Source organism: Salinivibrio sp. KP-1 (assembly GCF_000968645.1).
GTDB classification, from domain to species: Bacteria; Pseudomonadota; Gammaproteobacteria; order Enterobacterales; family Vibrionaceae; genus Salinivibrio; species Salinivibrio siamensis.
This window is the reverse complement of record NZ_LAQR01000001.1, coordinates 68,371-90,879: the sequence shown is the minus strand read 5'-3', so window position 1 is coordinate 90,879 and position 22,509 is coordinate 68,371. Positions and strand designations below refer to the sequence as shown.

The window sequence follows — 22,509 nt, the reverse complement described above, 5'->3', positions numbered from 1 at the left end:
GGCATCGAAGGTGTTCGGCACTGCGCGGTCTCGTACTACATTACTTCGCGTTACAAGGTTTCGGTATCTAACATGCCGTGCCTGATGGCAAGGTGGGTCAATTCCACATCACCATTAATGCCCAACTTGCTGAATAAGCGATAACGGTAGCTGTTCACCGTTTTCGGGCTCAGGCTAAGCTGCTCGGATATGTCGGTGACTTTTTGCCCTTTGGTGATCATTAGCATGATCTGCAATTCACGCTCTGACAGCTCTTTGAAAGGATTATCTGAAGAGGCAGAGAACTGACTAAGCGCCATTTGCTGGGCAATGTCCGGTGAGATATAACGCTGGCCACTGTTGACCATGCGGATCGCATTCACCACTTCATCGGCACCGGCGCCTTTGGTCAAATAACCCGCGGCTCCCGCTTGCATGACCTTGGTGGGGAATGGGTTTTCTGTATGGATCGTGAGCACGATAATCTTGGCGTCCGGCGAGTAACGAAGCAACTTGCGTGTCGCTTCCAACCCACCGATGCCTGGCATATTCATGTCCATCAGGACAATATCGGCGTGATTTTGCCGGCACCACTTGAGTGCAGCTTCACCGCTGTCGGCTTCCCCTACCACTTTTATGCCACGAACGTCTTCTAAAAGACGTCGAATCCCTGTGCGAACCAGCTCGTGATCATCTACAAGGAACACATTGATCAATCTTGTATCTCCACTTGGTTTGGTTCGCCAACATGCTGCCACAAGGCAACGGTTGGACTTCTCTTACGCATAGTACTTGAGTTTTACCACGGATGAAAAGCCAACAACAGAGCGGATGTGGGCAAATGCAAATATTCATACACTAAGCCGCCAAAAAACAGTCAACCTGACTGAATTATCACCAATTTGGTGACGTTCGAGGCAAGTTGACTGCAATAAACAGCGTAAAACCCGCTTTACGTGTCAGTAATTTTTAACACTTAGCGGTTTAAACCGTTCAGGTTACGGCAGACCCAAACACAAGTACTTCATTTCTAGGTATTCATCGAGTCCCCAGTGTGAGCCCTCACGGCCAAGGCCCGATTGCTTCACCCCACCAAAGGGCGCGACCGCGGTCGAAATCAAGCCAGTGTTGATCCCTACCATGCCGTATTCCAGTGCTTCGGCCACACGGTGCACCCGGCTAATGTCTTTGGCATAAAAGTAAGACGCTAACCCAAATTCGGTGTCATTGGCCATGGCGATGGCGTCCGCTTCTTCTTCAAAAGAAAACAGCGGTGCCACGGGGCCGAAGGTCTCTTCTTTGGCTATCCGCATCGCTGGGGTCGCGTATTTAATCACCGCCGGTTGGGTGTAGTTTTCTCCCAGCTCAGGGCACGCGCCACCCAGCTCAATCGCGGCGCCTTTTTGCTTGGCATCGTCCAGGTGGGCATTCACTTTGTCCATTGCCCCCTTATTGATGAGTGGGCCGATGTCCACACCGTCGTCGGTGCCTTTACCCACCTGCAATTGACTCACCGCCTGGATAAACTTTTCTGCAAAGGCTTCATACACGCCCGATTGCACGTAGATGCGGTTCACACAGACACAGGTTTGCCCTGCGTTACGAAACTTCGCCGCAATGGCCCCTTCAACCGCGGCATCAATATCGGCGTCATTAAACACAATGAAAGGCGCATTGCCGCCCAGCTCCAGCGAGAGCTTTTTAATGGTTGGGGCGCATTTTTCCATCAACTGTGCGCCGATTTCGGTCGAGCCGGTAAACGAGAGCTTACGGACACGTCTGTCAGCACATAAGGTATCACCGATGGGGCCCGACGCTCCGGTCACCACACTGATCACTCCAGCTGGCAGCCCGGCTCGTAACGCGAGCTCACCGAGGGCCAGGGCCGATAGCGGCGTGTCACTGGCAGGCTTCACCACCATGGTACAACCCGCCGCCAATGCTGCGGCCGCTTTACGGGTAATCATCGCCGCTGGAAAGTTCCACGGGGTAATCGCCGCGGTCACGCCAATCGGCTGCTTGATCACTGAAATACGCTTATCCGCTTGCTCCGCGGGAATGGTCGCGCCATACACTCGCTTCGCTTCTTCTGAAAACCACTGTAAAAACGACGCGGCGTATTGGATCTCGCCCGCGGCTTCTTTTAGCGGCTTGCCTTGCTCAGCCGTCATGATTGCGGCTAAATCATCTTTGTGCTCAAGCATCAGCTCGTACCAGCGATAAAGCACGTCAGCCCGCGCTTTGGCGGTTAAATCTCGCCATTCGGGTAGCGCAGCATCCGCGGCATCAATGGCGCGGCTAGTTTCCTCCGCCCCCATATTAGGTACCGTCGCCAAGTGCTCTCCGTTCGCAGGATTGGTCACTGCGCGGGTTTGTTGGCTGTCGGCATCGACCCACTTCCCATTGATCAGTGCCTGTGTTTTTAAAAGCTCAGGATCCTGCAAATGCATAGTGGCTCCTTATTGGTTGAGGAAAAGATAATCTTTGAGGAAAAAGATGGTCATAGCGTGATAAGGGCACCTTGCCAGCTAAGACACAGTACGACAAGATAAGGCGCAATACTGTTAATAATAAGCCAGTAAAGCCATCTTGCCTACGTGATTAGTCAGTGGCGAGCTCGTCAGTGAAGACAATGAGTAACTCGGTTCGTTGCTAATCAGACAGTCACGCTCGGTTTTACAACATAAGGCTTACCTTCAGGTGCAAACACAGCTGGCCTCTCAAACCGATAAAGGATGCTCTATGCGTATTTTTAGCCAGTTCGACAGCGGGAATATTCGCGTTGTTAACGATGACGACATCAACAACATTCAACTTGCCATTCACCACGACAATCAGTCTGAGTTTTATCAGTGGTTCCACTTTCGCTTAGAGGCGCAAGTGAATCAGGCTCACACACTGCATATTCAGCAACTGGCAGGCTCGGCCTACCCTGAAGGCTGGAAAGATTATCAGGCGGTCGCCTCTTACGATCGCGATACCTGGTTCCGCGTCCCCACCGAATTTGACGGCGATACACTGACCATTAACGTAACGCCGCAACATGGCTCGATGTATTTCGCCTACTTCGCGCCGTATAGCTATGAGCGCCACCTGGATTTAATTCACCAAGCGCAGACCTATCCACAATGTCAGCTAGAAACCCTCGGCCAAACCTTAGATGGGCGCGATATTAGCCTACTGAAAATCCGTGCCGATTTAGGTGAATCCGTCCAACCGAAAACACCGATTTGGCTGATTGCTCGCCAACACCCAGGCGAAACCATGGCGGAATGGTTTATCGAGGGGCTGCTCGACCGATTGCTTGACGACACCGACACCACTGCCCGTGCGCTGTTGGAAAAGGCCGACGTTTACGTGGTGCCCAATATGAACCCCGACGGCAGCGTGCGCGGCCACTTGCGTACCAATGCGGTGGGCGCCAACTTGAACCGAGAATGGCAAGCCCCTACGCTTGAGCGCAGCCCCGAGGTGTATCATGTTCGTGCGCGTATGGAGCAAACAGGGGTGAAAATGTGCCTCGATATCCACGGTGATGAGGCCATCCCATATAACTTTGTTGCCGGTTGCGAGGGGATCCCGTCTTACGATGCGCGTATGGCGGATTTAGAGGACAGGTTTAAGCGTGCCCTGCTCACCGTGACGCCAGAGTTCCAAGACGAGCACGGCTATGACAAAGACGCACCTGGCAAGGCCAATCTGACCGTGGGCTCAAACTGGATTGGTGAGCGTTTTAAATGCTTGTCGTACACAGTTGAAATGCCATTTAAAGATCATAACGACCAACCGGACCCGGATTTTGGTTGGTCACCTGCGCGCAGCCAAGCCTTCGGTCGCGATATGCTCAGTGCCATCCTCAATGTGGTGGATGCACTCTAGCGCGCACTGAATCAATAACACCTCATGAAAGCCGGTGCCGTGTCATCGGCTTTTTCTATTTGAGTGATTGATAAATTCAACTTGGGCGAGCGACGTCACCCGCTTATATTAGACACAAATAATTCAACGAGGAAACCCAATGACAACCTTGACCTCACGCTGCCCTCACTGCCAAGCCATGAACCGCATTCCAAACGAGCGGGTGAATGACGCGCCCAAATGCGGCAAGTGTCAGTCTGATGTGCTGGACGGTAAACCGATTGAGGGCACCAGCGAAAACTTTAACGCGTTGCTAAATAGCGATGTGCCTGTCGTGGTCGATTTTTGGGCCCCGTGGTGTGGCCCATGCCAAAGCTTCGCGCCTGCCTTTGCAGCAGTGGCCGAGCAAGAAGAAGGCCGCGCACGTTTTGTTAAAATCGATACCGAAGCGCAGCAAGCATTGGCGGCGCAATATCGAATTCGTAGCATTCCGACGCTAATGGTATTTAAAAACGGCGAGCGCGTTGACGTACTCAACGGTGCCCTGCCTCAAAATGCCTTTAGTGACTGGCTAAGCCAGCACCTTAGCTAATCGCTATTCGCTATTCGCTATTCGCTATTCGCTAACCACTATTTCACATTAATAGCGCGGCGCTACACCTTCAGCGCCGCGCTCTGTTTTACCGCGCGGATCGCCACATTGGTATTGATGTCTTTGACCATCGCCAAGGTTTGTAGCTGGCGCATAAAGGCTTCATAGTGCGGTAAATCTCGCGTCACCACTTCCAATAAATAGTCATATGTACCTGAGATCACGTGGCCGTTGATGACTTCATCCATTTCCACCAGTGCGTGCTCGAAGGTAACAATCGCCTCTTCTCGGTGATTGCTCAAACTCACGTTGACAAAAAAGGTCATGTTAAGCCCAATTCGCTGGCGATCGAGCGTAACCTGATAGGACGCTATCACCCCATCGGCTTCCAGCTTTTTAATTCGTCTTGCACAAGGCGAAAACGACAACCCAACGGCATCAGCGATTTCCGCCGTGGTGCGGCGCGCATCGTCTTGTAACAGCGCCAGAATGGCTTTGTCTTTACTATCCAAACCCCCTCCTTGGTAATTTTCATCAATTATTTACTACTAACCGATGATAACCACTAATAGGGGATGAAACTACCCGTTAATTTGCCACCAATCCCTCCCTTGACGCTGCCACACTAACTGCATCCATTATCAAGGAAGTGATCAACCATGCCTGCCACCTCTCAACGTTTATTAGGCCTCGCCGCCATGCTTGTCACCGTGACCATTTGGGCGAGCCTGTTTATCTCCTTGCGTCAGGCCAGCCAGTCGGTGTTAACCAGTGGCGATATTGCCCTACTGCGCTTTTTGCCTGCGGCGCTGCTATTTGGTTGGCTGAGCCGTCATCGTGTGCGCCATATTTTTGCCGTGCGCAAACGTTATCTGTTTGCGATTGCCTTCGGGGCGGGTTTACCGTTTTATCTGCTCGCCGCCATAGGTATGCAGTTTGCCCCTGTGGCCGATGGCGCCTCGTTAATTCCTGGAATCTTGCCACTGTTTGTCTCCGCCATTGCTTGGGGCGTTTATGGCGAGTCGCTCTCGGTGGGACGACGATTAGGGATTGGGTTGATCGTGATCGGCATTGGCGCATTTTTGTGGCATTCGCTGTTCTTCTCACCGTGGAGCGTCACCCAAGGTCATTTGATTTTACTCGCAGCCAGCATCAGTTGGGCGTGGTTTACCATTGGCGTACGTGTCACGGGCTTAAATGCCGCAGAAGCCGGCGCGGTATTAGCGATGTCAGCCGTCTTGCTGCTGCCCGTGGGCGCGATGAGCGGGCTTATCTCGTTTAATCTGCTCCAAGCCCCTCTCGGTGAGCTGGGCTACCATGTACTGGCGCAAGGCTTGGGCGTGGGGATCATTGCCAATTACAGCTATGCGTTTGCGATTCGCCGTTTGGGCGCAGAAATGAGTGCCGCAATAGGCGCATTCACGCCCGTGGTGGCCGCACTGATCGCGATTCCCGTGTTCTCGGAAACCGTCAGTGCGCTTACCGTGGTAGCGATGGCGTTGATTGTATTGGGTGCGGTGCTCGCCAGTGAGGGGATAAAGTGGCGTCGCACACAAACAAAAAGCGGCCCGCAGGCCGCTTAATCGATGACTCGGCGTAAACGCTATCCGATTATAGATAGTCGCCACGACGCAAGGCATCGATACGTTTTTCTAGCGGTGGGTGAGTCATAAATAGCTCACTCAGCGTTTTCTTACCGTTGATGCCAAATGCCATCATTGAGCCTTCTAGTTTCGGCTCGTGGCTGACTTTCAAACGCTCCAGCGCCGCAATCATTTTCTGCTTGCCTACCAGCTGCGCCGAGCCTGCATCCGCGCGGAACTCGCGATGACGGCTAAACCACATGGTGAGAATGCTAGCCAGAATACCAAACACGATTTCTAGCACTGACGAGACGAGGAAATACATCATCCAGTTGCCGCCGCCTTCACCTTCTTCATCACTGTTCATGCCGCTCACCGCACCGGCGATAACGCGGGCAATAAAGATCACGAAGGTGTTCACCACCCCTTGCATCAAGGTCATGGTGACCATGTCGCCATTGGCAATGTGGCTGATTTCGTGCGCCAGCACGGCTTCGGCCTCATCACGGGTCATGTTTTGCAGCAGGCCACTTGATACCGCCACCACAGAATCGTTGCGTTTCGCCCCCGTCGCAAAGGCGTTGATGTCAGGCGAGTTATATACCGCCACGGTTGGCATACCAATGCCAGCGCGCTGCGCCTGTTGACTGACAGTATTCATTAGCCAGTGCTCGGTTTCATTGCGTGGATGCTCAATCACTTGCGCCCCCACCGAGCGCAATGCCATTGATTTTGACATCAGCAACGATATAAACGAGCCGCCAAAACCAAATACCGCTGCCAGTACCAGCAACCCAGATAAGCTCCCCGGTTGCATGCCTGTCACGGCATAAATGATATTCAGCACAATGCTAAATACGACCAGTACCGCAAGGTTGGTAGCGAGAAATAATCCTAAGCGTTTCATGGTGTGTCTCCGTCGCTTAAACCCAGTGTTTAGCGCTTATTTGTTTTAATGATAAAAATAGTATGGGCATTAATGATAAAAACAATCCTTTGATGCAATTTGTTACGAATAAATCCCAGTCGTCGCTTGTGGCGCCCGTACCATCCAGCTCTCTGCACCGACCAGTTAGTGTGGCACGTTATTTCGATCTGATCTAAACAAATTGTGATATCGCGCAACTCTTAATTTTTAACAATCCATTCAAACATTTAACAAGCATCGAGGCAGAAAAGCCCAATAAAAAAGACAAAAACAACCCAATATAGACTTTGGTCGAGTTGTCATCGCGGTTTACTCAGGCTAATTTATGCGCAGCTGTTTAAAACTATGACGCCGATGCACTGCGTAAGACAACAAAGTAATGGGCAGTCGGCGGTCATATCAACCATTAAGTTTATAACCACCCAGTGTGGACAACCTAACCTTAACAACGCAACGCGTTATCAATGGAGTGAGACCATGGCAGAGCAAGAAAACTACCGAGTCGCTATCGACATCTTAACCTGTCATCTCGGCATGAGCTTCGATGAAGCCTGCTCAGAGCTTGGGTTAGCGTCGGATGACGCGACAGCGGCGCGCCAAATGGCCGAGGTTCAGCAAAGCCTAATGGGTGTTCGAGACGACCAGAAGTAATTGTCTACCCGCATTGACTACCTGAATAGACAAAAAGCCAGCACAGCGCTGGCTTTTTTGATCGCTACATTCTCGCAATATGTTTACAACGGCTCAATATCTAAGTGGCTCGCGCATTGTGCTGGCGAGGCATCGGCAGCAAACGGCAAGTGCCCCAGACAGGGTGCATCTAAATGCGCATCAAGATAACGCACCATTTCGTCACTGTGCTGCGCCTTGGGATCAACGGCGTTTGCCACCCATCCGGCTAACCTAAGCCCGCGTGCGCGAATGGCCTCTGCGGTGAGTAAAGCATGGTTTAAACAGCCAAGTTTAATCCCCACCACCATGATCACTGGCAGTTGGTGGGCAACCACCCAATCGGCCAGCGTTTCAGTCTCACTGAGTGGCACTTGCCAGCCTCCAGCCCCTTCGACCAATACCGGACTAGCCTGCTGTTTTAAATGCGAGAGCCCATCGCTCAGCACCTGGGTATCGATGGGCTTGTTCGCTAACACGGCCGCCCAGTGCGGCGAGCACGGCGTTTCTAACAACACTGGATTGATCGCGGCATACGGCAATGCGAACGCACTGGCGTGCTGCAAAGTGACAGCGTCACTATTTAGTTGGTAATCAGGCGCTAAATCGGCACCAGCAGCGACAGGTTTATAGCCCACCGCTTGATAACCTTGTTTGATAAAAGCGTGCAACAGCGCCGCCGTGGTATAGGTTTTCCCCACTTCCGTGTCGGTGCCGGTAATAAAATAACTGTCATGCATGGTGGTTAATCACTATGTAGCCAATCTGATAGGTCGCCGGTAAGGTGTTGGCGGCGAGTGCAAAACGCTGATACGCCTTTTCTACCGCGCTAAACTGCGCTCTTGTCGCCAGCCCTTGTTGCCCCGCACCGTGCGGGCGATAGGTGGCACCAATGCCTTTTAAGCTTTTCATCACTGCATGGGCATTGGCAAAGGTCAGCTGTTCGCTTTCTTGCAACACGGTTGCGTGCACCAGCCCGGCGCGTTGGGTCGCCTGCTGTAACCCAGATAACGTGATAAAGCGGTTCACCCGTGATGTTCCGCATGCTTGTTTCCACGCGCTGTCGAGTTCACACAGTGATCCGGTGAGCAGTGTCGAGACAAGAATTTTCCCGCCGGGTTTAACGACCCGACTCAGCTCCGCCAATGGCACATGCAAATCGTCACACCATTGCAGCGCTAACGAGCTAAATGCCAGATCGACACTGTTGTCGGCCAGCGGCAAATGCTCCGCATCTGCTTGTACGCCTAGCATGGCATCGCCGCAGCGCGCTTTTGCCGTCGCAAGCATAGGGGCACTGAGATCCAGTCCAATCACTGTCTTAGCGTGAGTCATCCACTGCTGAGTGAAATAGCCGGTGCCACAGCCGACATCTAAGACGGTACCGAGACGAACAGACTTTTGCTCTGACTCAGCCAATGCCATCAACCGATGGCCGACACGGCGTTGCAGCGTGGCACTGTCATCATAATGGGGCGCGGCTCGGCCAAACGCTCTGGCAATCGCTTGTTTATCGACGACGGTCATTCTGTCATCCCACACGCTTTGTCGCTTGCTAATACCGGCTTAAGCGCCTCGATCAGTGCGGTGATATCTGTTTTTTGATGCTGTGCCGACAAGCTGATCCGCAGACGTGCAGTGTTAGCGGGGACAGTCGGTGGCCGAATCGCCCCGACCCGAATATGAGCCTTCATCAAAGCCTGATTTACCTGCTGTAACGATGCCAAATCGCCGATAATCAGCGGCTTGATCGGGCTAGGCGTCGCGAGCAGTTGCGGGAAGGGCTGCCTATTACCAGCGTGCGGTTCGAAAGCAGACGTCGTCTCTAACCAGTCGTGGAGCCCTTGCATTAACTGTTCGGCATGAGCGCTGAGTGTTTCTCGCCGCCAGTGCTCTGTTCGTGCCAACCTAATCGCATCCTCGATGAGTGCCGCTTGCGCGGGTGGCATGGCGGTCGAATACACATAATGGCGCGCGAACTGACGCAAATAATCAATAATGGTGGGAGAAGCCAGCACTGCCGCCCCCGCGACGCCCAAGGCTTTTCCAAACGTCACGACTAAAATATCCGGCCGCGCACCACGACTGATGCTGCCCTCACCTTCTTGCCCTAACACGCCAATCCCATGCGCATCATCCAGTGCCCAGAGCGCGCCCGATTGGTTGGCAATCGCGGCAAGGCTTTCGGTTGGCGACACATCGCCATCCATGCTGAATACCCCTTCTGAGACAATCAGCGATGCGGACGGCTGGGTTTGTTTCGCGAGCAGTTGGCGAAGGTGTGCCATGTCGTTATGACGAAAACGCCGCTGCGTGGCAGGGCTCAATAAACCCGCCTCAATCAAGGAGGCATGGTTGAGCTTGTCTTGAAACAAGGCATCGTCTTTACCTAACAGCGTAAAGAGCAAGGCTTGGTTGGCGGCAAAACCACTGTTAAACAGTAACGCTTGCGGATAACCGAGCCAGTCACACAGCTGATCGCAAAGGGATTGATGCGCCGCGGTAAAACCGGATACCACCGGCGAGGCCGTTGCACCCACACCCCAGCGTTCAAGGTGCTGCTGCGCCCTTTTCACCAGTCGCGGGTCTTGCGCAAGGCCCAAGTAATCATTTCCCGCAAAGTTGCGCCATGACTCGGCGACGGCATTGTCACCACTTTGCCGCCATAAGCCTTGTTGCTGGCGTGCGGCCAGCTCGCCTTGGTAACGACGGGTCAGCGCTGATGTTGTATCAGTCATGGGGACTTAGACACTGGCATCGTAGAACAAATCGCCCTCTTGCGGGCGCGCTGCCACTCGCTCGGCCACTTGCTCAAGTAAGTCGTGCTCAGTGACTTGATCGGGCTTTTGGCTGACCGCTTCGCGATTAATACCCAGCTTTTTAAATAGCTGCATATCCGCATCTTCGTCAGGGTTTGGTGTGGTCAACAGCTTGCAGCCGTAGAATATCGAGTTGGCGCCAGCCATAAAGCACAAGGTTTGCATTTGCTCGTTCATGTCTTCGCGCCCGGCAGACAGTCGCACTGCCGATTTGGGCATCATGATCCGCGCCACCGCAATAATGCGGACAAAATCGAACGGGTCGACGTCATCGACGTCCTCAAGTGGTGTGCCTTTTACTTTGACCAGCATGTTGATTGGCACGCTTTCTGGGTGAGCCGGCATGTTGGCGAGTTCAACCAGCAAACCCGCGCGATCGCGAGCACTTTCACCCAAGCCAATAATGCCGCCGGAACACACCTTCATTCCCGCGTCTCGCACGTTGGATAAGGTATCGAGGCGTTCTTGATACGTCCGCGTGGTAATAATATTGCCGTAAAACTCAGGTGAGGTATCGAGATTGTGATTGTAGTAATCCAAACCCGCCTCGGACAAGGTCTTGGCTTGCTCCGCATCCAACATGCCCAGAGTCATACAGGTTTCCAACCCTAATCCTTTGACGCCTTGGATCATATCAAGCAAATACGGCATATCGCGTTGCTTGGGGTTTTTCCAGGCGGCCCCCATGCAAAAGCGCGTCGCGCCTGAAGCTTTAGCTTTTTCTGCCGCTTCGAGCACGCGTTCCACTTCCATTAACCGCTCTTTCTCAACATCGGTGCGATACCGCGCACTTTGCGGACAATACTTGCAATCTTCTGGACACGCGCCGGTTTTGATCGATAACAGTGTGCTGACTTGCACTTGGTTGGCAGGATGGTATTCACGATGCACTTGCTGCGCTTCAAACAGCAAATCCATGAAGGGTTTATCGAACAATGCTTGCACTTCCTGTGCGGTCCAGTTGTGTCTTATTTCCACGCGGTTTTCCCCGTTGTTGTCGTTTTAATGCTTGGCTAGTCTACCCACAGACGTTAACCTGTCAACACAACAAGATAACACTGGTTTACATCTGGTTCATTTATGAGCATAAACACACATTTTGACCGCGAGCATATCTGGCATCCCTACACTTCAACGCTCGATCCTTTGCCTTGCTTGCCCGTCTCACACGCAAGCGGCGCCGAGCTCCATCTTGAAGATGGCACTGTTCTGATTGATGGCATGTCATCATGGTGGGCAGCCATTCACGGCTACAACCACCCTGCTTTGAACACCGCAGCGCATCAGCAAATCGATAAAATGTCGCATGTGATGTTTGGCGGTCTTACCCACCAGCCTGCGGTATCGCTTTGTGAGCGCTTGGTCGCGCATTCACCCGCCCCGCTCACGCAAGTGTTTTTGGCCGATTCAGGATCTGTGTCAGTAGAAGTCGCGCTTAAAATGGCGATGCAATATTGGCAGGGACGCGGCGAATCGCGCGCACAGTTTTTGACCTTGCGTCATGGCTATCATGGCGACACGTTCGCTGCCATGTCGGTGACGGATCCTGATAATTCGATGCACAAACTCTACAAAGGGTTTCTGCCCCAGCATCATTTTGTGCCTTCCCCACAAAGCCGCTTTGACGGTGAGTGGGACCCTAGCGATATACGCCCTATGCGCGAAGCACTCACCGCGCATCACGGCCAACTGGCCGCCGTGATCTTAGAGCCCATCGTGCAAGGCGCAGGCGGTATGCGTTTTTATCACCCTGAATACCTGCGTCAAGTGCGCGCTCTGTGCGATGAGTTTGATGTGCTGCTGATTGTGGATGAAATTGCGACTGGCTTTGGCCGAACAGGAAAACTATTTGCCTGCGACCACGCAGGGATCAGCCCAGATATACTCTGCGTCGGCAAGGCACTGACCGGTGGATACATGACCTTGGCCGCCACGCTAACCACCCGCCATGTGGCCGATACGGTTTGTAGCGGTGATGCAGGCTGTTTTATGCACGGCCCCACTTTTATGGGCAATCCACTCGCCTGTGCCGTGGCCTGCGCCAGCATTGATACCTTGCTGGAAAGTGACTGGCCGCAGACCGTCGCGCACATCGAGAAGCAGCTAAAAACCGGCTTAGCGCCTGCTCGCGCCCTCGAGTGTGTGGCGGACGTGCGTGTGCTTGGCGCAATTGGCGTGATAGAGCTGACCGATCCGGTGAATCTGGCCGATATTCAGCCCTTAATGACCGCCCAAGGCATTTGGGTCCGCCCCTTCGGTAAACTGGTGTATGTGATGCCACCCTATTGCATCCGCGACGACCAACTCCACCAACTCACCCAAGGCATGATCACCGCAATCAAGCAGTTTTTTGGTGAGTAGAGAGTCGATGACGCACACACTGCCCCGTTGAGTAAGGGGCGGTGCTTCTCTTTGGGAAAGCGAGCAGTGCGGCTTTGTGCGTTACTCGTAGAGATACCTTTCTTCCGGTTTGTCGGATGAGTAAGCGACCAATTCCCACTCAAAACCGGCTTTATCATAGAAGTACATCCGCTTGCGGTGGGTTTCGTGCGCCATTGAACCATTGGGTTGATAACCTTTTTCAAGCAAGCGTTCGCGGATGGTATCGATGTCATCAATGATCAGCCCAATATGGTTCACGCCTTGAGATTTATAGGTACTACGTGGCTGTATGCTGGGCTCTGAGCTTGGGTTGGGCTCTTGCAGCGCAAAATAGCAGTGCTCATTGCCCACATGTACCCAACGATATCCTTTTGGCGACTGAGCATCTTGGCGAATTTTAAAATCGGGGACAGCCACCGCCAAAAACGCTAACGCCGCCTCCATGTCCACCACAGTAATATTGACGTGTTCGATTGTTGTCATCATTCATTCCCTTTATCCGTGCTATCGAAAACTGAGCTTGGAAAGCTAAACATCGAAGGCAAGGATAAAACCTCAATATAACTTGAGGTCAACGAACAAAACAAAATCAGTGATCTGGGGAAAACATTTAAATCATGCTGCGGTATAGGTGTAGATCCAGTCGTCGTAAAACACTCCGCCGATAGAGAAGGCATCGGGTTCAATCCGGCTGAGTTGAAACCCTACCTTTTCTAGCACGCGCGCAGAGGAAAGATTACCGGCGGTTACCGTCGCGTTGATGATTCGCGCATCACCATGATGGATGGCAAAATCGGTGACGGCCTGCAAAGACTCTGTCCCATAACCACGCCCGTGATAAGGGGGCAACAGTAAATAGCCGACTTCAGCGACACCCTGCTCAAGTAAAAAACCGGTGACGCCGATTGGCGTTTGCGTCGCCGTCTCTACGATTACCAAACACAACCAGTGCTTAGCGTCAGGAGACCAGGGCGTAAGCCGTTGCTCAAATCGGGTTTCAATCTCATCCAGTGGCATCGGGTCAAAACATTGCGCAATCACGGCATTGTCTGTGTGTAGGCGGTGGAACAGCGGCCAGTCCGCTTTGACCATTGGCCGCATGCTCAGGCGTGGGGTTGTCAGCGGAAACAGGCCCGTTTCCAATGTTGTATTTGTCATGATGCCTCACTCGGGGTACTGGCCACGTTGACTTTCGGTGCCGCAAAACCGCGGAAGATATTGTGCACGGAGAGCAGCGCGCACACACCCACTACCACACCAAGGTGCCATGCTTCGCTAACGCCCAAGCTCAATAGCGCCATACTCATCAACGCAGAAATAATCATCTGTCCACCACCGGAGAGCGCAGCGACGGTGCCGGCTTGGTTAGAGTAAGGTTGCATCACCTGCGATTGGGCGCACGGCAGCGCAATCCCGTTGCCAAACACCATAAAGAACTGCCCAATCATCAGCAGTAACGGGTCCATCGGGGTGAGCCATAACCAAACCGCAGAAATGAGCTGCATCACGGGTGCCATCAACAGCATGCGCTTGGTGCCTAAACGCGGACGAATGCGCGAAACTAGCGCACTCCCCAACAATAAGCCACATGTCGGAATAAGCGCCCACAGCGCATATTGATCCGAGGTCATACCGATGCGCTCTTGCATTAAAAATGGCATCAGCGACACCGTGGTGATCACCAAGGTAAAATTCACCCAGCTAATACTGGCGAAATAGAGAAAATACGGTGTTTTTAACAATGCACCATAACGGCCGAGAATCACCTTCACATTGGGCAACGGTGAACGAGTATGCATGCTTTCTTTAAACAGGAAAAACAGTACGCACCACACCAAGCTGGTGTACACCATCAGCAAAATAAAGATCGCCAGCCAGCCTAGATTGTGGTTAACGAACCCGCCAATAACGGGCGCCACAATCGGGGTCAACGACGCCACCATAATCAAATATGACATGGCTTGCGGTAGTTGATCCCCGGAATAAGAGTCACGGGTAAAGGCACGCGAGAGCACGGCACAGCAGCCGGTCCCCATTCCTTGGATGCAGCGGCCAATGACCAAGCCAGTGAAGCTGGCGCTAAAACTCACCATCACGGTTAAGCCAATCAGTGAAAGCAACACACCGGCTAACAACACGCGGCGACGGCCAAGCGCATCTGAGATAGGCCCATAGATAAACTGTGATGGTCCAAAACCAAGTAGATAGGCAGAGATAAGCAGTTGGACATTGTCCATACTGAGGTTGAAATCTCGGGCGATCCAGGGCAAAGACGGAAATACTAAGCCCATGCTGAATTGCCCAATGCTGACGGTCAGGCATGCCAGCAATACGGGCGACCAATTAAATGGGCGACTAGCCGATTGCATCCAGTTTCCTATGCGTTTTATTGATGTGGGGAGGTAGACGTCGCGATCCTAGCACATTGTGGATCACCGACAGATCACTATGGTAACAGTAATAACTGTATGAGTGGTAAACAAATAGTGACGTTTGGCCATCGGCCAGCGTTGCACTGGCCGATTTCACTGGGTGACAATAAATTAAAACGCAGGCTCTATGGTGCCATTAAACGTATCTTGCAAAAACTGACGTGTTTTGTTGGACTGGAATAACGCGAGTAATCGCTGATACGTCGGGTTATCTTGATCGTCTTTGCGTGCGGCCACCACCATAACGGCGAGAGGCGCATCTTTAGATTCCAAGAAAATGCCCTGCTCGCTTGGATCAAGCCCTGATGACATCACATAATTCATGGTGATCGCCGCGGCATCGACATCTTGCAAACTGCGAGGCAGCTGTGCCGCTTCTACTTCCACAAATTCGAGCTGTTTAGGGTTGGATTGAACATCTTGCAGCGTGGCTTTAAAGCCAACATTGTCAGCCAACGTAATCAATCCTGCGTCTTCCAGCAATAACAGCGCGCGACCCGCATTTGTGGGATCATTGGGGATCGCAATTTGTGCGCCATTCGCTAACGCCTCGACCTTGTCGACTTTGTCAGAATAAATCCCCATCCGCATTAAGATTGAGCGACCAATCGCTACCAACTCGCTATCGTGGTTTTGGTTGAAATTGTCGAGAAACGGCTGATGCTGATAACTGTTTAAATCCAAACTACCATCCGCTAACCCTGCATTAGGCGAGATGTAATCAGAGAACTCTACGACTTCAATATCAATCCCTTCTTCTTTCGCTTGCTCAGCCACCGATTCAACCACTTGCGCGTGGGGACCGACCGTTGCGCCAATTTTAATGGTTTCAGTTTGGTCGGAACACCCTGAGAGGAATACCGCCGCGAGAAGTATCGCGAGACTTGCGCTGAGTTGTTTTATCTTCATTCCCTTTACCTTGCTAATTGGCCATTTAGACATCCAGAATGCCATATGGATAATTAATGTCAATATGATTAGCTTGATACAAGGGCCGGCTTGATCGCATCCATTGTCCTACGCGTAATGGAGGACATGTTAAATCGATAGAAGGAGGCATGAGTATGACTAAGCTGTTTCCTTTGCCCCTGTTTTTGTTACCGGGAGGCAGAGCCAAACTGCGCATTTTTGAACCTCGTTATTTACGCCTCGTCCGTGAGTGCTCAGCGAATCAAGAAGGATTTGTGCTGGCAATGATGCAGGGAAAGCGTCTCTACAAGTACGGCACCTTAGTCGACATCGTCGATTTCGAAACACTGCCCGACGGCTTGCTAGGGATCACGATCGCCGGTCGCCAGCGGGTAGAAATTATGTCGACGGACCAAGAAGCGGACAAACTTTGGGTAGGCGATGTGCGCGCACTCAATGATTGGCCTCATGATGAGCATTTGGGTGAGGCGCAAGCCGACGACAAAGCGCGTATCGCCTCAGGGCTCAAACACGTCTTTGCCGCTCACCCTGAACACGCAGAACAGTATGAAGCGCCTCATTTCGAAGATTTAACCTGGAGCTGTCAGCGCTGGCTCGAAATTTTGCCGCTTTCTAATGCGCAAAAACAATGGTTTATTGCTCAAGAGTCAGCAGAAGAAGCGAAACAATTTATCAGTCAGCTGCTCGAAGAGGAAGTCGAGTGATCCAATCACTGCTACCCACGTACTGGTAGCCAAATGGACGGCTACGACAGATAGGACTCAACTATGACTGCGCCACAAACCATGTATACTGAGACCACCATTTCCAGACGGGACACGCGTGCCAACATGACTGACGTGACGAAGGAAGAGTTGTCTGCATTATTATTGAAAGTCTCGGAAGACCGTGACCGTGTTGCCTTCGAGCGCCTGTTCCGGTTTTTTGGCCCTAAGATTCGCTCTTACGGCTCTAAGCATCTCCGTGCTGATGGGCAAGCGATGGAGCTTGTGCAGGAAACCATGTTGGTTGTGTGGCGAAAAGCGCATTTGTACAACGCCGATAAAGGCGCAGCGACGACGTGGGTCTTTACCATCATGCGTAACATTAGCTTCGATATGTTGCGTAAGGTGCAATCGAACCGGGAAGACAACTTCAGTGATGATATTTGGCCCGTGCTCGAATCTGGCCAGCAGGACAATGAGTCGGATGCTGGTGCGCAATATATGATGGATCAAGAGTTGCTGTCGTTCATTGATGAGTTACCCGACGTGCAACAACAAGTGGTGAGAGGCGTGTATCTTAAACAGCTTACCCACCAAGAGTTGTCAGAACAGTTAAACGTGCCGTTGGGCACCGTAAAATCCCGATTGCGTTTAGGTCTGGAAAAGCTCCGCAATCACCTGGAGGTTAAACAATGATTAAATATCACCCATCGACCGACTTACTTGACGCGTTTGCCGCTGGCAAACTGCCCACCTCGATGGCGATTGCGTTGTCAGCACATGTTGAGCTCTGCCAGGAATGCCAGGCATATGTCGCCGCTGCAGAAGCCTCGCTTGCAGATTCAGCGTTCGACGAGGAAGAAATAATCGTTGCTGATTGGGATTATGCGGCTGAAGACGAAATGCTTGCTGCCATTTTCGAAGATGCAGCGGCCAATGATGGTGCCGTCGATGCGCAAACACCAGTCCGTGCAACACAAATAAGTGTGAGTAACAAGACCTACACGTTGCCACGCGCGCTACAGCGCTTTAGTGATTCTAACTGGTCATCTTTTGGCAAAGTACAGCGCGCCCGGTTGAACCTTGATGAAGGGGCAACACGTGCCAGTTTCCTCCATATTGATGAGGGCGGCTCGGTGCCTGCGCACACGCACAAAGGCTATGAGTTAACCCTTTTGCTTGATGGTACGTTCGAGGATGAAAGTGGCGAATACGTACCGGGTGATTTTATTTTGCTCGATAGTCGCCATCATCATACGCCATTCACCAAACAAGGGTGTTTGTGCTACACGGTGGCAGATGCACCGCTTTATTTCACCAAAGGTGTGAGCAAATTACTCAATACCGTGGGACATGCGATTTACTAAAAAATTCTGTGTTAGTTGTTATCCTTCTGGCGGCTGCGAAGCCGCCTTTTTTTATGCTAAAGAGGCAACGGAATGCGTGCTTTTGCTCGGCGATGCTCTCCATTATCGCCATTAATCTCGTGGCGGTAACAGAATAATTACACCTGGTAAACCTTTACTTAATGACAACTCTCCGGCTCAGTCCTACATAACTAGTGCAAAGTAGTAATTTTCCCTTTACATCGGGTGAATCAAACTGGTTTAATTCGTCACTTCTAACGATTCATTAACAGCCATTGATAATAAACACAGTGAAGTGAGAGTCACATGAGTCAAACACAACTCGCCAGTGTCAGCCGAGGCAACTCGTTGGTACTTCAAATCCTTGTCGGTATTCTTGCCGGTGGTGTCCTTGCATACCTGTCTCCTGAGTGGGCAGCGAATGCAGGACTGTTCGGACAACTCTTTGTCAGCGCGTTGAAAGCCGTTGCCCCCATTTTGGTCTTCGTTTTAGTGGCGGCTTCTATTGCTAACCAAAAACAAGGGCAGCGCGCCAATATGCGCCCTATTATTGGTCTGTACCTTGTCGGTACGCTTGCTGCCTCGCTGACGGCAGTCACCATGAGCTTCTTGTTCCCCACGACCCTGGAATTTGCGACCACAGATGCCAGCATCACACCACCTGAAGGGATTGGCCAGGTATTGAATACGCTGCTTTTCAATATCGTGGATAATCCCGTTAGCGCATTGATGAACGGCAACTATATCGGGATCCTAGCCTGGGCGATTGGTTTAGGGATTGCCCTACACCATGCATCAAACGAAACCAAACGCGTGTTTTCCGACGTGTCAGAAGGCGTGTCGATGATCGTGCGCTTTGTGATCCGTTTTGCACCTTTGGGTATCTTCGGCTTGGTCGCGAGCACACTGGCTAAAAGTGGTTTTGATGCCCTCGCGGGCTATGTTCACCTTCTCGGTGTGCTATTGGGTAGTATGTTCACCATCGCACTCGTGGTTAACCCAGCGATTGTGTACTTCAAAACAGGTCAAAACCCATACCCACTGGTTTTAAAATGCCTACGTGAAAGTGGCATAACCGCCTTCTTTACCCGTAGTTCAGCGGCTAACATCCCGGTGAATATGCAATTGTGCCGCCGCCTTGATTTGGATGAAGACACCTACTCAGTGTCTATTCCACTGGGTGCAACCATCAACATGGGCGGTGCGGCGATCACCATTACGGTATTAACGTTAGCGGCGGTTCATACGCTGGGCATTGAGGTGGACATCGCTACTGCGGTGCTACTAAGTATTGTCGCGGCGGTATCGGCCTGTGGTGCATCCGGTGTGGCCGGCGGCTCACTGCTGCTGATCCCACTGGCCTGTAACTTGTTTGGGATCCCACAAGAGATTGCCATGCAAGTCGTGGGAATTGGCTTTACCATTGGCGTCTTGCAAGATTCCGCAGAAACAGGGCTCAACAGCTCAACGGATGTGGTATTTACCGCGGCAGCTTGCATGGCCGAAGAAAGAAAAAATAGTTAACATGGCTATTTAAAGAAACACTTTCAAAAAAGCAGGTGCACGTCACCTGCTTTTTTTTATCGCTGACCCAGGCGCTTAGGCCGTCATTGACTGTCGTCTTTCCAGTGTGTCACACCGCGCGACACTACCCCTCCAGAACCTTCATCAGTAAGTTGCCATCGTACATGGCTTGTTTGACCATCGCGGCGCCCGGCATGGTGGCCTGGGTATAAAAATAGCTTTCTTCCAACACGAGGTGCTTACTGTACAGTGGGATGGTTTGCGTCTTTAAGCACTCCATAATCGCCGGATAAAGCACGCTCTTGGCACGATTAAACTCGCCGCCGAAGAGTATTTTTTCTGGGTTGAATAAATTCACCACAATCGCGATAGCCGTACCCAGATGATGCCCCAACTCCGTGATCACCTGATGCGCGAGTCCATCGCCTGCCACTGCCGCATCACAGATTGCTTCTATGGTTAACGGTTTCCCCTGTAACTGGCTCGCGTGCCCCTCATCGAGCAGCGTCTGTACCTGTTCATACACGGCAGAAAGACTGGCGACCGTTTCCAGGCAACCATAGTTACCGCAAAAACAGCGTTTACCAAAAGGCTTAACCTGAATATGACCAAGCTCGCCCACATTGCCAACACGCCCCTGGAGTACCTTTCCCTCCAGCATGATCCCCGCGCCGACGCCATTGTGAACCGCGACTAGTACCGCGCTATCGGATTCTTTTGCGTTGCCAAATAACTTCTCTGCCAATGCCCACGAGCGTGTATCATTGCCCACAAATACGGGCAGCCCAGTCTCACGATGCAACACGGGCCCCAGCGGCATATGGTCAACCTCAAAATGCGGCATTTGGATCACTGTACCTTGGGCGCTGTTCACCAAGCCCGGGAGCGAGACCGCAATGCTGGTAACACGATCAACCGTTTGTTGGTGGCGTGAGAAAAAGGCTTTTACGTATTCAACCACCGTGGAAAGCAAGGCATCCTGTGCAATGACATCAATTTCATGGCGTTCTTGAATAAGGATTTCACTACTCAGTGAGTGCAATGCCATGGTGAGATAACCACGGCCAAGGCGCATCGATAAGAACTGCCAGCCTTCATTGTCCAGCACCAGACCAACAGCGGGCCGGCCACGCATGCTGGTGCCCTGTATTTGTGTTTCTTTGACCAAGTGCGCATCCATCAACTCCCGGACAATTTTGGTAATACTGGCAGGCGCCAATTGACTGCGCTTCGAAAGCTCAATCCGAGAAATCGGCGCAAAGCGGTCGATTAAATTATAAATCGTGCCCGCATTTTTACGCTTAATGTGATCGATATGTCCCGGCTGCCCAATAATCATGCCTTGTCCTATAACTGCTTGGCCATGGTGATACCCCTGATATCACCTATCTCCGTGAATTTTTTTACTTCGCGAACTAATTGTGAAGCAGCAAGCTGCTACCCCGTGATGTGGGTCACTTTAGATCGATGAAATCGCGTACAAACTCACAAAACCCGCTTAAACAGTAACGCTGTTCAAAGGCTAATCACGCGTGAAAAAACAAGATCTCAGTCGTATTCATTGGCATAATGTGGCGCTTTATATCTATCGCTATAAACCATCATGTACCGAGTCAACGAAATATTTGAAACCATTCAGGGTGAAGGCACGTTTACAGGGGTTCCCTCTGTCTTTGTTCGCTTACAAGGGTGTCCTGTCGGTTGCGCCTGGTGCGATACCAAGCAAACTTGGGAAACCGATGAGAAAGATCAGAAAGACAAAATTTTTATTATTGATAAATCTGAGGATTCTCCCGCTTGGTGCTGGCTTGATGGCAATGCGATTACCGCCGACATTTTAAGCCGCTACCACGCGCGCCATATTGTGATTACCGGTGGCGAACCTTGTCTTTATGACTTAAGGCCGTTAACCCATGCGCTAGAAGCGGCAGGGTGCCAATGCCAAATAGAAACGAGCGGCACCTACCCTATCCACGCATCCGCCAATACGTGGGTCACTGTGTCTCCGAAAATCCATATGCGAGGGAAGTTGCCAGTGCTTAAGGAAGCGATGGCGCGGGCGAATGAGGTAAAGCACCCGGTCGGCACAGAAAAAGACATCGATCAGCTTGATGCGCTACTCGCCACCTGCCCACCGGCTGATACAGCAACGATTGCATTACAGCCCGTGAGCCAAAAAGCGCGCGCGACCCAGCTGTGCATTGATACTTGCATTCAACGAGGCTGGCGCCTATCGATACAGACACATAAGTATCTGTCGATTGCCTGAGCATGGAGAGCAACGGCTTGGGTCGCCGTTACTCAAAACCGCGTGACTCGCGCAGCGCCACGACACTCAGTCACCGTAATAGGTACAGCCGGCGGTGCAGGTCTCTTTCACCATCACTTTACTGAGTAAGGGTAAATTTGGCTTAACTTGTTGCCAAATCCACTGTGCGAGTACTTCGCTGGTCGGATTCTCTAGCCCTTCAATCTCATTGAGATAATAATGATCAAGGCGGTTATAGATAGGCTTAAACGCCGCTTTGATTTCCGCAAAATCAATTACCCAACCTGTGTGAGGATCCACCTCACCTTCTACGTACAAACGCACGATAAAAGAGTGTCCATGTAAGCGACCACACTTATGTCCCTCAGGGACATTAGGAAGGTGGTGTGCCGCTTCAAAGGTGAACTCTTTAAACAACTCGGTGGTCATTTTATCTCTTCCAACAACAATAAGAGGCCGCATGCTACTCAAAT

General features: G+C 51.8%; 24 protein-coding genes. 10 read left to right on the top strand and 14 right to left on the bottom strand.

The annotated features are described in order from the left end of the window. Nucleotides 1-50 precede the first annotated feature (50 nt). Both uvrY and WN56_RS00420 read right to left on the bottom strand, forming a co-directional pair. Nucleotides 51-695 (bottom strand): UvrY/SirA/GacA family response regulator transcription factor, encoded by a 645-nt coding sequence (uvrY, locus tag WN56_RS00425; RefSeq protein ID WP_046073101.1) that lies wholly within the window; start codon nt 693-695, stop codon nt 51-53. Nucleotides 696-977: 282 nt separating this feature from the next. Then, complete coding sequence (locus WN56_RS00420; protein WP_046073100.1) at nt 978-2,429, bottom strand: NAD-dependent succinate-semialdehyde dehydrogenase; 1,452 nt, start codon at nt 2,427-2,429, stop codon at nt 978-980. A 292-nt stretch (nt 2,430-2,721) separates the two neighbouring features. Between WN56_RS00420 and WN56_RS00415 the strand changes: the two genes are divergently transcribed. Beyond that, nucleotides 2,722-3,858: a M14-type cytosolic carboxypeptidase gene (locus tag WN56_RS00415; protein ID WP_046073099.1), complete on the top strand. Its 1,137-nt coding sequence runs from the start codon at nt 2,722-2,724 to the stop codon at nt 3,856-3,858. Between the two features lie 139 nt (nt 3,859-3,997). Continuing rightward, nucleotides 3,998-4,429, top strand: coding sequence for a thioredoxin TrxC (gene trxC, locus WN56_RS00410; RefSeq protein WP_046073098.1), 432 nt, complete (start codon nt 3,998-4,000; stop codon nt 4,427-4,429). Between the two features lie 62 nt (nt 4,430-4,491). Here the strand turns inward: trxC and WN56_RS00405 are convergent, their stop codons facing one another. Then, nucleotides 4,492-4,941 carry an Lrp/AsnC family transcriptional regulator gene (locus tag WN56_RS00405; RefSeq protein WP_046073097.1) on the bottom strand — a complete coding sequence of 150 codons (450 nt, stop codon included), beginning with the start codon at nt 4,939-4,941 and terminating at the stop codon, nt 4,492-4,494. 147 nt (nt 4,942-5,088) lie between these two features. Here WN56_RS00405 and WN56_RS00400 point away from each other — a divergent pair, with 147 nt between their 5' ends. Then, nucleotides 5,089-6,012, top strand: coding sequence for a DMT family transporter (locus WN56_RS00400; RefSeq protein ID WP_046073096.1), 924 nt, complete (start codon nt 5,089-5,091; stop codon nt 6,010-6,012). A 28-nt stretch (nt 6,013-6,040) separates the two neighbouring features. On the opposite strand, the gene htpX is transcribed toward WN56_RS00400, so the two are convergent. Then, on the bottom strand, nt 6,041-6,919 hold the full coding sequence (gene htpX, locus WN56_RS00395) for a protease HtpX (protein WP_046073095.1): 879 nt from the start codon (nt 6,917-6,919) through the stop codon (nt 6,041-6,043). Between the two features lie 498 nt (nt 6,920-7,417). On the opposite strand from htpX, the gene WN56_RS16935 reads away from it, so the two are divergent. Then, nucleotides 7,418-7,591 (top strand): hypothetical protein, encoded by a 174-nt coding sequence (locus WN56_RS16935; protein WP_046073094.1) that lies wholly within the window; start codon nt 7,418-7,420, stop codon nt 7,589-7,591. Nucleotides 7,592-7,674: 83 nt separating this feature from the next. On the opposite strand, the gene bioD is transcribed toward WN56_RS16935, so the two are convergent. The 4 genes from bioD to bioB are packed head-to-tail and all read right to left on the bottom strand — an operon-like array spanning nt 7,675 to nt 11,406. Further along, the gene (gene bioD, locus WN56_RS00385; protein ID WP_046073093.1) at nt 7,675-8,349 is read right to left on the bottom strand and encodes a dethiobiotin synthase; all 675 of its coding nucleotides are present in this window, start codon (nt 8,347-8,349) and stop codon (nt 7,675-7,677) included. Beyond that, nucleotides 8,342-9,136, bottom strand: coding sequence for a malonyl-ACP O-methyltransferase BioC (bioC, locus tag WN56_RS00380; RefSeq protein WP_046073092.1), 795 nt, complete (start codon nt 9,134-9,136; stop codon nt 8,342-8,344). Before bioC ends, bioD begins: the two co-directional genes overlap by 8 nt. After that, nucleotides 9,133-10,347 carry an 8-amino-7-oxononanoate synthase gene (locus tag WN56_RS00375; protein WP_052707976.1) on the bottom strand — a complete coding sequence of 405 codons (1,215 nt, stop codon included), beginning with the start codon at nt 10,345-10,347 and terminating at the stop codon, nt 9,133-9,135. The genes bioC and WN56_RS00375 overlap by 4 nt, the downstream gene beginning before the upstream one ends. A gap of 6 nt (nt 10,348-10,353) precedes the next feature. Further along, nucleotides 10,354-11,406: a biotin synthase BioB gene (bioB, locus tag WN56_RS00370; protein ID WP_046073091.1), complete on the bottom strand. Its 1,053-nt coding sequence runs from the start codon at nt 11,404-11,406 to the stop codon at nt 10,354-10,356. Between the two features lie 108 nt (nt 11,407-11,514). On the opposite strand from bioB, the gene bioA reads away from it, so the two are divergent. After that, nucleotides 11,515-12,789, top strand: coding sequence for an adenosylmethionine--8-amino-7-oxononanoate transaminase (gene bioA / locus WN56_RS00365; protein ID WP_197075732.1), 1,275 nt, complete (start codon nt 11,515-11,517; stop codon nt 12,787-12,789). A gap of 81 nt (nt 12,790-12,870) precedes the next feature. On the opposite strand, the gene WN56_RS00360 is transcribed toward bioA, so the two are convergent. The 4 genes from WN56_RS00360 to WN56_RS00345 form a co-directional block, all read right to left on the bottom strand. Beyond that, nucleotides 12,871-13,296, bottom strand: a complete 426-nt coding sequence (locus WN56_RS00360; protein ID WP_231637368.1) for a VOC family protein — start codon at nt 13,294-13,296, stop codon at nt 12,871-12,873. 129 nt (nt 13,297-13,425) lie between these two features. Next, a complete protein-coding gene (locus WN56_RS00355) occupies nt 13,426-13,968 on the bottom strand; it encodes a GNAT family N-acetyltransferase (RefSeq protein ID WP_046073088.1) in 543 nt (180 codons plus the stop codon). Continuing rightward, a complete protein-coding gene (locus tag WN56_RS00350) occupies nt 13,965-15,179 on the bottom strand; it encodes a multidrug effflux MFS transporter (RefSeq protein ID WP_046073087.1) in 1,215 nt (404 codons plus the stop codon). Before WN56_RS00350 ends, WN56_RS00355 begins: the two co-directional genes overlap by 4 nt. A gap of 174 nt (nt 15,180-15,353) precedes the next feature. Continuing rightward, nucleotides 15,354-16,151 (bottom strand): MetQ/NlpA family ABC transporter substrate-binding protein, encoded by a 798-nt coding sequence (locus tag WN56_RS00345; RefSeq protein WP_046073086.1) that lies wholly within the window; start codon nt 16,149-16,151, stop codon nt 15,354-15,356. A 155-nt stretch (nt 16,152-16,306) separates the two neighbouring features. Between WN56_RS00345 and WN56_RS00340 the strand changes: the two genes are divergently transcribed. From WN56_RS00340 to sstT, 4 genes are all read left to right on the top strand, one after another. Next, nucleotides 16,307-16,876 (top strand): LON peptidase substrate-binding domain-containing protein, encoded by a 570-nt coding sequence (locus WN56_RS00340; protein ID WP_046073085.1) that lies wholly within the window; start codon nt 16,307-16,309, stop codon nt 16,874-16,876. A 126-nt stretch (nt 16,877-17,002) separates the two neighbouring features. Continuing rightward, the gene (locus WN56_RS00335) at nt 17,003-17,572 is read left to right on the top strand and encodes a sigma-70 family RNA polymerase sigma factor (RefSeq protein WP_108743076.1); all 570 of its coding nucleotides are present in this window, start codon (nt 17,003-17,005) and stop codon (nt 17,570-17,572) included. Beyond that, nucleotides 17,569-18,243: a ChrR family anti-sigma-E factor gene (locus WN56_RS00330; protein WP_046073083.1), complete on the top strand. Its 675-nt coding sequence runs from the start codon at nt 17,569-17,571 to the stop codon at nt 18,241-18,243. Before WN56_RS00335 ends, WN56_RS00330 begins: the two co-directional genes overlap by 4 nt. 306 nt (nt 18,244-18,549) lie before the next feature. After that, complete coding sequence (gene sstT, locus WN56_RS00325; RefSeq protein WP_046073082.1) at nt 18,550-19,767, top strand: serine/threonine transporter SstT; 1,218 nt, start codon at nt 18,550-18,552, stop codon at nt 19,765-19,767. A 124-nt stretch (nt 19,768-19,891) separates the two neighbouring features. Here the strand turns inward: sstT and WN56_RS00320 are convergent, their stop codons facing one another. Next, on the bottom strand, nt 19,892-21,106 hold the full coding sequence (locus WN56_RS00320; protein WP_046073081.1) for an ROK family transcriptional regulator: 1,215 nt from the start codon (nt 21,104-21,106) through the stop codon (nt 19,892-19,894). Between the two features lie 264 nt (nt 21,107-21,370). Between WN56_RS00320 and queE the strand changes: the two genes are divergently transcribed. Continuing rightward, nucleotides 21,371-22,036, top strand: a complete 666-nt coding sequence (gene queE / locus WN56_RS00315) for a 7-carboxy-7-deazaguanine synthase QueE (RefSeq protein WP_046073080.1) — start codon at nt 21,371-21,373, stop codon at nt 22,034-22,036. A 66-nt stretch (nt 22,037-22,102) separates the two neighbouring features. On the opposite strand, the gene queD is transcribed toward queE, so the two are convergent. Next, entirely contained in the window at nt 22,103-22,465 is a 363-nt protein-coding gene (gene queD, locus WN56_RS00310) for a 6-carboxytetrahydropterin synthase QueD (protein WP_046073079.1), read from the bottom strand. Nucleotides 22,466-22,509 lie beyond the last annotated feature (44 nt).

Coding starts and splice junctions, on each gene's coding strand:
- WN56_RS00420 (WP_046073100.1), bottom strand. CDS start 2,429: ATGCATTTGCAGGATCCTGAGCTTTTAAAAACACAGGCACTGATCAAT.
- WN56_RS00415 (WP_046073099.1), top strand. CDS start 2,722: ATGCGTATTTTTAGCCAGTTCGACAGCGGGAATATTCGCGTTGTTAAC.
- trxC (WP_046073098.1), top strand. CDS start 3,998: ATGACAACCTTGACCTCACGCTGCCCTCACTGCCAAGCCATGAACCGC.
- WN56_RS00400 (WP_046073096.1), top strand. CDS start 5,089: ATGCCTGCCACCTCTCAACGTTTATTAGGCCTCGCCGCCATGCTTGTC.
- htpX (WP_046073095.1), bottom strand. CDS start 6,919: ATGAAACGCTTAGGATTATTTCTCGCTACCAACCTTGCGGTACTGGTC.
- WN56_RS16935 (WP_046073094.1), top strand. CDS start 7,418: ATGGCAGAGCAAGAAAACTACCGAGTCGCTATCGACATCTTAACCTGT.
- bioD (WP_046073093.1), bottom strand. CDS start 8,349: ATGCATGACAGTTATTTTATTACCGGCACCGACACGGAAGTGGGGAAA.
- bioC (WP_046073092.1), bottom strand. CDS start 9,136: ATGACCGTCGTCGATAAACAAGCGATTGCCAGAGCGTTTGGCCGAGCC.
- WN56_RS00375 (WP_052707976.1), bottom strand. CDS start 10,347: ATGACTGATACAACATCAGCGCTGACCCGTCGTTACCAAGGCGAGCTG.
- WN56_RS00360 (WP_231637368.1), bottom strand. CDS start 13,296: ATGATGACAACAATCGAACACGTCAATATTACTGTGGTGGACATGGAG.
- WN56_RS00355 (WP_046073088.1), bottom strand. CDS start 13,968: ATGACAAATACAACATTGGAAACGGGCCTGTTTCCGCTGACAACCCCA.
- WN56_RS00350 (WP_046073087.1), bottom strand. CDS start 15,179: ATGCAATCGGCTAGTCGCCCATTTAATTGGTCGCCCGTATTGCTGGCA.
- WN56_RS00345 (WP_046073086.1), bottom strand. CDS start 16,151: ATGAAGATAAAACAACTCAGCGCAAGTCTCGCGATACTTCTCGCGGCG.
- WN56_RS00340 (WP_046073085.1), top strand. CDS start 16,307: ATGACTAAGCTGTTTCCTTTGCCCCTGTTTTTGTTACCGGGAGGCAGA.
- WN56_RS00335 (WP_108743076.1), top strand. CDS start 17,003: ATGACTGACGTGACGAAGGAAGAGTTGTCTGCATTATTATTGAAAGTC.
- WN56_RS00330 (WP_046073083.1), top strand. CDS start 17,569: ATGATTAAATATCACCCATCGACCGACTTACTTGACGCGTTTGCCGCT.
- sstT (WP_046073082.1), top strand. CDS start 18,550: ATGAGTCAAACACAACTCGCCAGTGTCAGCCGAGGCAACTCGTTGGTA.
- WN56_RS00320 (WP_046073081.1), bottom strand. CDS start 21,106: ATGATTATTGGGCAGCCGGGACATATCGATCACATTAAGCGTAAAAAT.
- queE (WP_046073080.1), top strand. CDS start 21,371: ATGTACCGAGTCAACGAAATATTTGAAACCATTCAGGGTGAAGGCACG.
- queD (WP_046073079.1), bottom strand. CDS start 22,465: ATGACCACCGAGTTGTTTAAAGAGTTCACCTTTGAAGCGGCACACCAC.